11 protein-coding genes and 2 pseudogenes are annotated in these 11,758 nt (G+C 61.3%); 4 read left to right on the top strand and 9 right to left on the bottom strand.

Annotated features, from left to right (window positions below; translation table 11 throughout):
• Positions 1-21 precede the first annotated feature (21 nt).
• The 3 genes and pseudogenes from tnpA to tnpC all read left to right on the top strand — a co-directional run.
• Positions 22-417: an IS66-like element accessory protein TnpA gene (gene tnpA / locus PAE61_RS05525; protein WP_271114353.1), complete on the top strand. Its 396-nt coding sequence runs from the start codon at positions 22-24 to the stop codon at positions 415-417.
• Positions 414-761, top strand: a complete 348-nt coding sequence (gene tnpB / locus PAE61_RS05520; RefSeq protein WP_088238992.1) for an IS66 family insertion sequence element accessory protein TnpB — start codon at positions 414-416, stop codon at positions 759-761. The genes tnpA and tnpB overlap by 4 nt, the downstream gene beginning before the upstream one ends.
• Before the next feature lie 78 nt (positions 762-839).
• Positions 840-2,168, top strand: a pseudogene (gene tnpC, locus PAE61_RS05515) (IS66 family transposase); the annotation flags it as partial.
• Positions 2,169-2,174: 6 nt separating this feature from the next.
• Here the strand turns inward: tnpC and PAE61_RS05510 are convergent.
• Both PAE61_RS05510 and PAE61_RS05505 read right to left on the bottom strand, forming a co-directional pair.
• Positions 2,175-4,262: a recombinase family protein gene (locus tag PAE61_RS05510; RefSeq protein ID WP_271114205.1), complete on the bottom strand. Its 2,088-nt coding sequence runs from the start codon at positions 4,260-4,262 to the stop codon at positions 2,175-2,177.
• Complete coding sequence (locus PAE61_RS05505) at positions 4,255-4,413, bottom strand: hypothetical protein (RefSeq protein ID WP_271114204.1); 159 nt, start codon at positions 4,411-4,413, stop codon at positions 4,255-4,257. Before PAE61_RS05505 ends, PAE61_RS05510 begins: the two co-directional genes overlap by 8 nt.
• A 303-nt stretch (positions 4,414-4,716) precedes the next feature.
• On the opposite strand from PAE61_RS05505, the pseudogene PAE61_RS05500 reads away from it, so the two are divergent.
• A pseudogene (locus PAE61_RS05500) lies at positions 4,717-4,932 on the top strand (transposase domain-containing protein); the annotation flags it as partial.
• Between the two features lie 368 nt (positions 4,933-5,300).
• Here PAE61_RS05500 and PAE61_RS05495 read toward each other — a convergent pair.
• The 7 genes from PAE61_RS05495 to PAE61_RS05465 form a co-directional block, all read right to left on the bottom strand.
• Positions 5,301-5,792 (bottom strand): hypothetical protein, encoded by a 492-nt coding sequence (locus tag PAE61_RS05495; protein WP_271114351.1) that lies wholly within the window; start codon positions 5,790-5,792, stop codon positions 5,301-5,303.
• Positions 5,793-5,966: 174 nt separating this feature from the next.
• A complete protein-coding gene (locus tag PAE61_RS05490; RefSeq protein WP_271114350.1) occupies positions 5,967-6,458 on the bottom strand; it encodes a hypothetical protein in 492 nt (163 codons plus the stop codon).
• Between the two features lie 119 nt (positions 6,459-6,577).
• Positions 6,578-6,970, bottom strand: coding sequence for a hypothetical protein (locus PAE61_RS05485; protein WP_271114349.1), 393 nt, complete (start codon positions 6,968-6,970; stop codon positions 6,578-6,580).
• A gap of 225 nt (positions 6,971-7,195) precedes the next feature.
• A complete protein-coding gene (locus PAE61_RS05480) occupies positions 7,196-7,606 on the bottom strand; it encodes a hypothetical protein (RefSeq protein ID WP_271114348.1) in 411 nt (136 codons plus the stop codon).
• Positions 7,607-7,677: 71 nt separating this feature from the next.
• A complete protein-coding gene (locus PAE61_RS05475) occupies positions 7,678-8,214 on the bottom strand; it encodes a hypothetical protein (protein WP_271114347.1) in 537 nt (178 codons plus the stop codon).
• Positions 8,211-10,778, bottom strand: a complete 2,568-nt coding sequence (locus PAE61_RS05470) for a VWA domain-containing protein (RefSeq protein ID WP_271114346.1) — start codon at positions 10,776-10,778, stop codon at positions 8,211-8,213. The genes PAE61_RS05475 and PAE61_RS05470 overlap by 4 nt, the downstream gene beginning before the upstream one ends.
• On the bottom strand, positions 10,775-11,746 hold the full coding sequence (locus tag PAE61_RS05465; protein WP_271114345.1) for a hypothetical protein: 972 nt from the start codon (positions 11,744-11,746) through the stop codon (positions 10,775-10,777). Before PAE61_RS05465 ends, PAE61_RS05470 begins: the two co-directional genes overlap by 4 nt.
• Positions 11,747-11,758: the final 12 nt, after the last annotated feature.

The following is an 11,758-nucleotide window of genomic DNA, read 5'->3' as shown; positions in this document are numbered from 1 at the left end:
GTGGACATCTTGAGGTGGGCGATGGCGGGCAAGAAGGGCCAGAAGAAGCGGATCTGGTCAGACGATGAGAAGCGGTCGATCTGCGCGCAGGCGCGGGTTCCCGGTGTCTCGGTTGCGCAGGTCGCGCGGCGCTACGCGATGAACACCAACCTGATCCATAAATGGCTTCGCGACCCTCGGTTTGCATCAGAGGATCAGGCTGCGGATTTGTCGGCGCCTGAAGGGGCGACCTTTCTTCCTGTCGAGGTTGCGGGCATGGAGCCTGTCATGGTGGCACCCATTTCGCGCACTCCGTCGACGGATCCGATCACCGCGCAGCGCGTGGACATCACGTTGTCGGATGGTCGGCGGATATTGGTGGAGGGTCCGACGGCGCTGTCAGCGATCTCGGCGTTGGTTGAGGCACTGGCGCAATGATCCCGGTGCCAAGCAACACGCGGGTTTGGCTGGCGGCTGGCGTCACGGACATGCGGCGCGGTTTCAATACGCTGGCGGCACAGGCTGAACAGGTTTTGGCCGAGGATCCATATTCGGGCCACATGTTCGTCTTCCGTGGTCGCCGGGGTGATCTTTTGAAGATAATTTGGTGGGATAGCCAAGGGGCCTGCCTATTTACAAAACGGCTGGAACGGGGCCGGTTTGTCTGGCCCGCTGCCAAGGAAGGCAAAGTCAGCCTGAGCCCGTCGCAGCTATCGATGTTACTCGAAGGAATCGACTGGCGGACACCACAAAAGACTTGGCGACCACTGGTCGCGGGGTGACATAAATTGTCAACAAAACATGGGATTTAGCGCAGTTTTGCGTTCCCTCGCAGGGGGCGCTCGGGTATAAATTGCGCCATGCTGGAGGCCTTCAAATCCCTGCCCGAAGACCCTGATGAGTTGCGCACTGTCAGCGCGCAAATGCTCCAGCACATCCAGTCTCAAGCCTACCAGATCGAGAAGCTGAAGGCTGAACTTCACGGCCATCGCAAGGCGCGCTTTGGCGCGAAGTCAGAGGGTATGGATCAACTGGCGCTGGATCTGTCAGAAGATGATGAGATCGCGCGGGCGGCAGAGGATCAACACACCGAACAGTCGGCCATTCATGAAGAGGCCCCACCCAACAAGCGCCAGCACAGCCGCAAGCCGCTGCCAGATCATTTGGATCGGCAGGATGAGGTCCAGTCACCCGGTGAGGCATGTGCTGGATGCGGCGGCACCCTGCGCCAGGTGGGCGAGGATATCACCCAAGAGCTGGACTACATCCCCGGTCACTTCGTGGTGCGCCGCTTCATCCGCCCGCGCATGGCCTGCACCTGCTGTGAAGCCTTCGCCCAGGCCCCGCTGCCATCGCGCCTGATCGAGCGCGGACGGCCCGGCCCTGGCCTCGTGGCGCACATGCTGGTCGGCAAATATTGCGATCATCTGCCGCTTGAGCGGCAATCCAGGATCTACGCACGCGAAGGCGTGGATCTGCATCGCTCCACGCTGAGCGACTGGGTTGGGCGCACAACGGCCCTGCTGGAGCCTCTGGCCGAGCACATCGGCAAACTGGTCCGGGCGGGGCCCGCCCTGTTTGCGGACGATACCCCCGTAAAACTGCAGGTTCGCGCCAACACGACAAAAACCAAAACCGCCCGGCTCTGGAGTTATGTCCGGGACGAACGCCCGTGGTGCGGGGCAGCACCCCCCTGCGCCTGGTATCAGTTCAGCGTCGATCGAAAGGGCGAACACCCCGCCAACCATCTTGCAGGCTATACCGGCACGGTCCATGCCGATGGCTTTGCCGGGTTCAATGGCCTGTTCGGCAAGGGCAAGGCTGACGAACAGGCCTGCATGGTCCATGTGCGCCGCAAATTTGTCGATGAGGTCGAGCGCACTGGCTCCCCCATCGCCCAACAGGCGATCAAACAGATTGCACAGCTCTATGCTGTGGAGAAAGAGGCACGGGGGATATCTCCAGAAGAGCGCGTGGTCCTGCGGCAGGCCAAGGCCAAGCCGGTCTTCGACGATCTGGAACTTTGGCTACAGGCACAGCTACGCAAGATCTCCGGCAAAACCAAACTGGCCAAAACGATCCGCTACGCGCTGAACCGCATGCCTAAAGCGCGGGGCTATCTCAGCGACGGGCATCGCGAGCTGGACAACAACACCTGTGAGCGCTCGATCAGACCTATTGCCGTTGGTTGGTCATTATGCACCCCCTTCGTAAGTGGTTGGAAACATTGATAGCTGGTCGTCGAGCTTAGCGCGACACGGGCGTCCTTTTCGTGAAAGGGCGGCTTTGACGGTATCCGAATGCAGGTCAGTTGTCTGTATTTGGTACGGTGCGCCATCGACCACCTGATTTGCGGGCAGAATACCGTCCTTTATCAGCTTGCGGATGACGTGATTGGTCACACCGAGCTCTTTCGCCGCCTCGGTCATGGTGCACCACGGGCCATCCTTGTCGGCAGACAGGTATCCGTGAATATCATTTACACGCCGGATGGATGAAACGCGTTTCGCATTCCAGGTCTTGCCCTGACCAGTCGATATTCCCATTCGGTTAAGACAGGCAGCGATCGCCTCATCGGACCAGCGTCCCGCCATCTCGCGGATGATCCCCAAAGCCTCTTCACTGGTGCGGGCATTGTGTTCACCGGTCTTCGGTTTCTTGACACGCAATTCCGTATGCCGGCCGCCTTTCCAGTGGACGACCAAAACGATTTCTCCTGTATGGTCGTCGATATCCGCCACGATGTCTTCGATCAGTGTCCTGATCAATCTTTGCTTGTCGCGCATGGATGTCGCCGGAGCTGTCCAGGCTGTCTCAAGGTCCTGCGCCAGCCCTTCAAGGCGCGTGACATCCACCTCCGGTGCTGCTGCAAAATCCGTATCGAGACGCTGTTCGAAACTGCGAACGCGTCCCAAGGCTTCTTCCCACCGTTTCTCCAGTTCTGATGCGATAAGGCGATTATCAGGGTCACAAGCGGCATAGCGTCGTTCCGCCAGGGACGCATCGTATCTGGCTTGCTGCAACTCCATCTCGAGCACCAACCGCTTGTCTTCGGCCGCTTGGTTCAACATTGCACGTGCTTCGATGGCGGCATCGATGGCAAATGGCGCGACAACCTCGAGAACAGCGTCTGCAATAAGCTTGTCTGGGCGGAACCCACCGAAGGTGATGCAGCGTTTCTGTCCGAGAAGAAGGTTTGGATTGTCACAGCGGTAGACGGGGCGCGGCGTGCGGCCTGTATAGACCACATGCAACCGCCGCCCGCATCTCGCACAGCAGAGGAGACCGGCAAGGAGCGCACCGCCGCCGCGACCGGATTTGCTCCCGCCAGCACGTCCGAAAGCGTTCTTGGCCAGTTGCGCCTGATTGCGTTCATATTCCTCCCAATCGATATAGCCGACATGGTGATCCCTGATCACAACATCCCAATCTTCAGGGGACTTGCGGTTCTTGTAGGTGACATGCGCGCGGCCGTCTCGGATTTTTGCTTGCCGCCCGGTCTTACCATAGGCGTAGACCCCGGCATAAAACATGTTCTTCAAGACGCTGATCACGTTGCGATACCGAATGGGCTGCCATTCGAAACTTGTCAGTCGAATGCCATCGGAGGGTCGAGGAAAGTGAATGCCCTCGCTCGACATCGCCAGAAGAACCTGCCGGGCGCTTCCAAGCTCACGGAACCGATGGAAAAGCTGCCGGATGACCTCCTGGATGCGGAGATCGGGATCGAACATCACCCCGGCGTCGCGATCCCACAGGTAGCCGATCGGCGGGGTATAACGCAGTTCACCCCGGCGCGCTTTCGCCCTTGCGGCTTCAACCATGCGCGTGCGCAGGACGCCGAGCTCGAACTCGCTGATGCTGCCCTTCATGCCAAGAAGCAGCCGGTCATTTGGATGGCGAGGGTCGTAGACGCCGTCATGGTCCACGACACGCGCATCTACCAGGCCGCAAAGCTCCAGCATATGGTGCCAGTCGCGCCCATTGCGGGCCAGACGCGACACTTCCAGGCAGAAGACCGCGCCGATCGACCCCGAACACAACATGGCGACGAGCCGTTCGAAGCCGGGGCGGGCCTGACAGCCACTGGCTGATACACCAAGATCGTCGTCGATGACATCGATCCCGGCAAATCCATACCCGCGGGCCATCTCGACAAGATCATATTGCCGACGCTGGCTTTCGAGGTTCGTCATGACCTGGCTCTGCGTCGACTGGCGTACATAAATCACCGCCTGACGCTTCAGCAGTTCCGGTGGAAACGCGAGGGCCATGTCATTCATCGCTGTGCCTTTCCGGATCCGATTTTGCTGCGGTCAGGAGCACTTGCGCCAGCGCCGTCACGATCGACCGGTATTCCGGTTCCGTCAGCAGTGGCGCCGGTGCCAACGGCAGTGGCAACTGGGTTGGTGTCGGGGATCTGTGATGCGTCATTCGGGGCCTCCATGGGTGAGTCGTCACCCTGGAACCTTCGCCGGAAACCGAGGTGCCGGAGAACCGAATGAAGATCGTAAAGCGCCTCCGTGGACACCACGGGTTCACCAAGATCGAAACCCTGACATACAGAAGCATCCAGAATCCAGGCGGGTGCAAGGATCGCTATACCTGGATCGCGCTCGAGACCGACATGTTGGCCATCACCGCGACTGAGCGTGCGGAAAACCTTCACGTCCGAGCCAAAATAGGCATGCCATTGATAATGAACCCGATAAACTTGGCCGACATGGGCAGAATGAACGGGAACTGGCATTGGGAAGAAAGAATTATCTGTTCATGGGGTCAATCGGCGGCGGAAAAGCGGCTGCAATCGCCTATACGCTCGTGGAAACCTGCAAGCTGAACAACGTCGACCCCGAAGCATGGCTCACATGGGTCCTCCAGCGCCTGCCTGAGCACAAAATCAATCGCATCGACAATCTTATGCCTTGGAACTGGCAGGCCAAAAACGCCTGAGACCGCGCCTACACCGGACGGATACGGTGTTGCGGGGGGGATCCCCCGCTCGAAGGGGGGTGTCGGCAACGCAGTGCCGACCAGGGGGAAGGCCTCCCCACCAAACAAACCCTGTACCAGATATGTCGCACCGTCGTTACAGCCGGGTCTTGCCGCAGGAAGAACACCGAATGGCGGCGCGGCGACAAGCCGGTATACCCGTAGTCCCCGACCGGCTCACGGCCAGCAGGCGTCGCCCTCTGCGTGATCGTCGGCTCATCGAGTTCCGGAACGGACGGATTCTCCCGTTCCGAGGAGGCAAAGGGCGGTATATCCTCGTCGCGCAGCCCCTTGACGGCCCATCCCCCCTCGCGGTGCGCCAGCCCACCTCACTCCGCTGATACGCAAAATGGCGTGGTAAGCTGGAACGCACCCATTTCGGAAACTTCTGCCAGACCGTCAGCGATAAGTTCTTCACCGATAGCGCGGAACTCCTCATCGCTGAGCGCAAGGCCGTCGAGGATCTCGTTGATGTTTGAGCGATCGAGCACACAACCGGCTTCCTCGATCACGGCAACTGTGCGATCTTTCGGGGTCCCGGCATGTGCGTTGAGGGGTGTGGAAGGGCAATCTGGCGAGGTAAGCCGGAACACGCCCATTTCCGAAACATCTGCCAAACCTTCGGCGACGAGTTCCTCGCCGATAACGCGGAACTCCTCGTCGCTGAGTCCGAGACCATCGAGGACTTCGTTCACGTTCGAGGCATCGAGGACACAACCAGCCTCTTCGATCACGGCAACCGTGCGGTCCTTCGGGGTCTCGGCATGAGCGGCGAGCGGCGCAAACATGCAGGCTGCGAGCAAAATACGCGAAAGTTTCATCGTCGGGTTTACCTTCCCTGCGCTATGGTTGAAAGTTCTCCACTCGCCGTCACGCGACGGTATTCCTCAACCCTCGTGCCGGAGCCTATAGCACTGCGCTACGCACTCCGCCCCGTTTGTTCAAAGGGGCTGAAGCCGGGAGGAACTGAAAAGCGCTCCCGGCCAACTTCGGTATCACGGGAAAGCTGCGGGTGGGGTGGTGTCGAGGCAGGCCGTTAGCCGGAAGATACCCCGCGGCATGGGGTCACGTTCGGCTCTCGGATCGTCGGTCAATGCAGGCAAGTGATACCAAAGTGCCGTGTTCAACTCCGGCATCAGCAGCCAAGGTGGGGCCGGCTGCCCCTGTTGCGGCTGCGCCAAGGTAAAGCCCAGTTCCGCATCCAACGCATAGAAGCGTAGTAGTGACGGCAGTTCATCCATCGGCGCATCCGGCCAGCGGGAACGAAAGGCCTCGATGGTGTTTGCCGGACCGGTTGCACGCGCTTCGGACGCGTAGGGATCGCCGACCGGATTGAGCGTTATATTTCCCTGCGACGCGGCGACGTCGAATACAAACCAATAGTCGCGTTGAGGCGTGGTGAGCCGCAGATAGAGATCCGAGGAAAACCCGGCGCGCGTCCGAGCCGGGACGAGCGTGATGGCATACTCGTCGCCCTCGGTCGCCAATGTATAGACAGCGCGTTCTGCTGGTCAGCCCGCCAATGCGATCTCAGATTGGGCCGCCGCTGCCGCGGGGAAGATCAACGCAGCCAACAGAGTGGCGAGATATCGTTTCATAATGCCTCCTATTCGCCGGCCCGGTTCAGCCAGACCACACGCCGCGCGACGACATACTGGTCCTGGGCGGCACCCTCGATCTCAAGGATGGCGTAGATCGTGTCCATGTCTACGGGCAGCATGCGCAGCGTCATGTCCATGACCGAGCCCGCCATGGCCACATGGCTCTGACCGATGAGACGGGGCAGATCCTCCTGATCGCAGTCTCCGGCCCATGCCAGCACGGCTTCGTCCGGCGTCAGTGCCGGGTCGGGGATCTCGGGATGGTTGGTCTCGATCACCCAACGGCCTTCGTCGGCAAGGGTGATAACCATCGGCTCGGTCATCTCCGCATGGTCGAGCAGCAGATCCTCGCCCAGTACCCAGATCGACATGATCTCTGTTTCGGGGGAAGGCTCCATGGGGATGACCATCCTGCCGGCATGGACGTAGCCGGACAAGTGATCAACGCGCCAGTCACCCACAAAGTGTTCCCGCAGCCCCTGCCACGTTGCCGGCGAGGACGTTCCGCAAAGGTCCGAAATGTCGCCCGCGCGCTGCGCCTGTCCGGGAACGGCAGCGCAGGACAAAATGGCTGTCAAAACGATGACCGGTCTCATTGGATTTTTCCTCCCTACTGCAAACCGCTAGTGCCCGGTAGCAGTGATCCGGCCTCCATCCACATCCAGAACCAGCATTTGTCGCCCGCCGGCAGTTCGCCCTGACATCGGGTGGGCCATCAGGCCTGCCTCGATCACGCCGGTGAAACGAAGTGAACCGTCCTTGTCGCGGTCGATTTCGAGCATTGCCTGTCCCCCGGCCTCGCTTGACAGTCCAAGAGCGGGATTTCCATCTTCGTCCTCGAGCCGCAGTTCGAGAAGACTTGTGGTGCCATCGGCCACCATCACCATCAACCGAACGGAACCGATGCCCGATGGCACCTCCTGCGGTTCGGCAAGAATCCGCAGAGAGCCAATGCCTTCGCTCTCGAAATGGTATTCTGACCGCTCGGCGTCGATCCGCCATGAAACAGGCGTCTCTTCCAGGAACCCAGTCATATCCCCACCCGGTTGATCGGCCAACACAGGCGCGGACAGGCAGATCGCAATTAGGGAAAGCGCCGCGGTCCTCACTGCAACTCACCCAATACGGCTTCAAACGTCAGGCTAACGCTGAGAGTATCGTCGGGATCAGGATTACGAAGTGCAATCCGGTCCATACTCGTTAGAACACCTTGCACCTGGCCCGCGATCGCCAGCACACCGCCTTGGTGCGAGGCGCTCGTAATTGTCAGGGAGAGTTCATCGTCCAAGTCCGCACGGTAGATGCGATACGGATCGGTATCGAGAATTGGGATATCGATTTCTGCGGAAAAGAAGTCACCATCAAGATCGCCGATCCACTCTGCGCCGAGGGATAAGTTGCCCAGACCGCGCTCCCTCAGTGCCGGTGCTCGAAAATAGATCGAAAAACTGGAAGACGTGAAGTCGGACTGCTCTGTCCAGACCGACAGTTCTATCTCTTCGCCTGCGATCGTCCCTGACGCCGCTCCCCCCGGTTCTGCAGCCATGACGGGTACGGCAAGGGCGAGTAAGCCAAATGCAGTGATAACTGATCTGAGCATGGTCTTGGGTTCTCCGGATTCTTTGATGTGTTCGTAGATCATTCGCCGAGCGTGATCATCGCGCGTCCGAGAACACTCTGGCTTTGAAGGTCGAGAAACCGCACTTCGTATTGTCCCGGCTCGTCCGGGAGCTTGATTACCGTTTCGGTTTCGTCGCCCACGCGATGGACTGTAATCCAGGTAAAGTCGGGCGCATCAGCTCGTGCCAGCGCCACGCGCCGGTCGGCATCGCCAGCTTCGATTGTCCACGAAACCGTAACGATGTCGCCCGGCCTTGCTGTACCAGGAACCATGAGCCCGACACCCTCGTCTATCGGCGCGTCCGCCGCCAGCACCTCGAGCGGTCGCCGGGCCATGACCCGATCGCCGCGGTCCAAATGGTAGCGGATTTCATAGGCACCAGGCTCCGCGGGTGCAGTGAACGTGGCCTGCTCTCCGTCCTGAATGCGGCGATAGCCACTTTGCTCGCCGTCGGGCGTGCCGCCGGGAACGATGGCTATGTAATCGCGCGGATGTATGGCACCGGTCCAGGATAGCGTGATCTCGGCGCCGGCCCGCGCCCTGTCCGGTCCGTCAAGCGAAACATTACCATCCATCACCTCGACCGGGGTGCGGGCGAGTACGCGATCCCCCGCGTCCAATTGCAGGCGCACCTCGTAGAGGCCGGGCTCGGCAGGCGCGCGAAGCTCGCCCTCGCTCCGACCTTGCATGCGATCGTAATCGGCATAGGTTCCGTCCGCCGAGCCGGCGGGAACGATCGTCACGTAGTCGCGCGGGTGCAGGCCCTCACCCTGCCAGGTGACCGGGAAAGCCGACCCGACAACGACCTGAGCCGGCGCGGAGACAGCAACCTCGGCATCGACCACCTCGACCGGGGTGCGGGCGAGCACGCGGTCCCCCACGTCCAATTGCAGGCGCACTTCGTAGAGGCCAGGCTCGGCAGGCGCGCGAAGCTCGCCCTCGCTCCGACCTTGCATGCGATCGTAGTCGGCATAGGTACCGTCCGCCGAACCGACGGGAACGATTGTCACGTAGTCGCGCGGGTGCAGGCCCTCACCCTGCCAGGTGACCGGGAAAGCCGACCCGACAACGACCTGAGCCGGCGCAGAGACAGCAACCTCGGCATCGACCACCTCGACCGGGGTGCGGGCGAGCACGCGGTCCCCCACGTCCAATTGCAGGCGCACCTCGTAGAGGCCGGGCTCGGCAGGCGCGCGAAGCTCGCCCTCGCTCCGACCTTGCATGCGATCGTAATCGGCATAGGTTCCGTCCGCCGAGCCGGCGGGAACGATCGTCACGTAGTCGCGCGGGTGCAGGCCCTCACCCTGCCAGGTGACCGGGAAAGCCGACCCGACAACGACCTGAGCCGGCGCGGAGACAGCAACCTCGGCATCGACCACCTCGACCGGGGTGCGGGCGAGCACGCGGTCCCCCGCGTCCAATTGCAGACGCACTTCGTAGAGACCGGGCTCGGCAGGTGCACGAAGCTCGCCTTCGGTACGGTTCTCCAGCCGGTCATAGTCCGCATAGGCTCCGTCTTCGGCGTCGGCGGGGACAATTGTCACATAATCACGCGGAGCCAGTCCCTCACCTTCCCAGCTCACCGTAAACGCGGATCCAACCAAGGTTTGTGCCGGGCCGAATACCTGGGCGGCGGGCGGTTGCGACGTGATGGGCGGGAAAATGGCGTGGACATTGCGCGCGCTGTCCAACGCCAAACTGGCCTCGGTCTGCGAGAAGTCGTCCTGCGCCGTCGAATGGACCGTCACGATATACTCGCCGAACGGAAGGTCCGTGGTGAAGGGGTTCGCGGTGCCGGTCTGCACCATGTTGAACGAAGTATCCGATATCTCCCAGATCACCTCGCCGGACAGAAGCGGAAGCTCCAGTGGCGCTGCTGGCCGCTCCCAGACGGTCTCGTCGCCGATCTCCTCGCCTCCGAGATTTGCGGTGAAGGTGAAACTCCCTGAGGCAGGCGCGGCAGTGACCTCGCGCAAGGCCTCGTTGAGTTCCTGGGCATTGTCGGCAGTCAGGAAGCGGCCGCCGGTTTCCTCGGCGATGCATTGCATCTGCAACAGGGCGTCGGCTTCGCCCCGCACATCGAAGCCAATGACATGGGCGGTAAAATCTACGCCCGCTTCTTCCAAGGCGCGGGCGGCGGCGCAGGGATCAGGATTGCAGGTCTCGATCCCATCGGAAACCAGGATCACCGTCGCCGCCTGTTCGGTGTGGCGCAACGCCTGAGCCGCGGTGACGACGGCATCGGTCATCGGGGTCATGCCCCTCGGGTTCAACCCTTCAACGATGCCGGCGATCTCTGCCGCAGTGCCGGGCGCGGGTTCGACCAAGGTCTCGATATCCGCGCATTGCCCGCGCTCGCGATGGCCATAGGTGACGAAACCGAGATTTTGATCGGCGGGGAAATCCGACACAATGTCACCGACGACATCGCGCGCGATGGTGATTTTGTTTATCCCATCGATCTGCCCCCACATCGACCCCGAGGCGTCCAAAACAAGGATCGTGCTGGGGCGCTCCTGGGCAAGTGCCGCCGGCGCAAGGGCGGATGTCAGGGCGATAAGCCCGGCGGTCACAAGAGATCTCATGCGGCTTCTCCATCGCGCGCTGTCCCGAAGCGGGCACCGGCGCGCTCTTTCAGCTTGCGGAAATGTGAGGACATCTGCTCCAGCCGCGCATCCCACTCAGGGTCGGGCTCCTGGCCATCGGTGATCCTGAAATAGACCTGCATCAGGCAGGTGACGGCGAAGGGCTCGAGAAAGGCAGCCTTGACGCTCCAGGCGAACAGCAACGCGAAAACGAAGCCGCCTGCCGACCAGGCGCCGGGCATGACGTAGACCAGTGCCGCTGCCGGGGCGAGCATCACGAGGAAGATCAGGAAGGCGAGACCATAGGTGAAGAGCGTCAGCCAGGCGGCGTTCCGGAGCATCGCCTTCCAGTTCTGGCCATAGAGCACCAGCGCCTCGCGTGCGGATCCCCAGGGATCGGTCGAGCGGGTGCGGATGGCATGGGCGAGGATCACCTCATCGATGAAGCCCACCGCCACACGCAGGAAGGCCTGCACAATGCCCATCAACTGCCGGACATAGGGGATCGGCAGGATGGACAATACACCGCGCACAAGGCCGATGACGGCGCGAATGACTCCCTTGACCAGTTGGTCCAGCGCGAAGAGCAGTGAGGCTTGGCCGAAGCGCTCCTTCACCACGGCCGTTGCATGGGCGATCTGGCCGCGTCCTTCCGGCAGGGGCTTGCCGTCGATCAGTTCGACAAGAACCGCGACATGGCCTGCCTTGACGATGTAGAGAATGTATTCCCGAAGCCAGTACATTACAGCGCCGGTCAGGCCAAAGCCGGCCATGCCGCCCCAAGCCATCGCGGTCGCGCGGAACTCGTCATCCCCGAAGGCGCCAACGCCCCAGCCGACCCCGATACCGGCGCCGGTGGCCAGAATATAGGGCAGTGTGATTCCGAAATAGACGGCAGCACGCAGGAGCACGAAAGGCAATGTTCGGCCCAACAGTCCGAGAGCTTGTCTGATATTGAAATCCCACATGGCTCCGGTTCC

The organism is Paracoccus aerodenitrificans, from assembly GCF_027913215.1.
GTDB classification, from domain to species: Bacteria; Pseudomonadota; Alphaproteobacteria; order Rhodobacterales; family Rhodobacteraceae; genus Paracoccus; species Paracoccus aerodenitrificans.
The sequence above is the reverse complement of the archived record's forward strand: the minus strand, read 5'-3'. Positions and strand labels throughout refer to the sequence as shown.

Bases quoted from the DNA above. Each gene is read 5' to 3' on its own strand.
- PAE61_RS05510 (WP_271114205.1), bottom strand. From the start codon at position 4,262: ATGAATGACATGGCCCTCGCGTTTCCACCGGAACTGCTGAAGCGTCAG.
- PAE61_RS05475 (WP_271114347.1), bottom strand. From the start codon at position 8,214: ATGATCTACGAACACATCAAAGAATCCGGAGAACCCAAGACCATGCTC.
- PAE61_RS05505 (WP_271114204.1), bottom strand. From the start codon at position 4,413: ATGACGCATCACAGATCCCCGACACCAACCCAGTTGCCACTGCCGTTG.
- PAE61_RS05495 (WP_271114351.1), bottom strand. From the start codon at position 5,792: ATGAAACTTTCGCGTATTTTGCTCGCAGCCTGCATGTTTGCGCCGCTC.
- tnpB (WP_088238992.1), top strand. From the start codon at position 414: ATGATCCCGGTGCCAAGCAACACGCGGGTTTGGCTGGCGGCTGGCGTC.
- PAE61_RS05480 (WP_271114348.1), bottom strand. From the start codon at position 7,606: ATGACTGGGTTCCTGGAAGAGACGCCTGTTTCATGGCGGATCGACGCC.
- PAE61_RS05485 (WP_271114349.1), bottom strand. From the start codon at position 6,970: ATGGAGCCTTCCCCCGAAACAGAGATCATGTCGATCTGGGTACTGGGC.
- PAE61_RS05465 (WP_271114345.1), bottom strand. From the start codon at position 11,746: ATGTGGGATTTCAATATCAGACAAGCTCTCGGACTGTTGGGCCGAACA.
- tnpA (WP_271114353.1), top strand. From the start codon at position 22: ATGGCGGGCAAGAAGGGCCAGAAGAAGCGGATCTGGTCAGACGATGAG.
- PAE61_RS05470 (WP_271114346.1), bottom strand. From the start codon at position 10,778: ATGAGATCTCTTGTGACCGCCGGGCTTATCGCCCTGACATCCGCCCTT.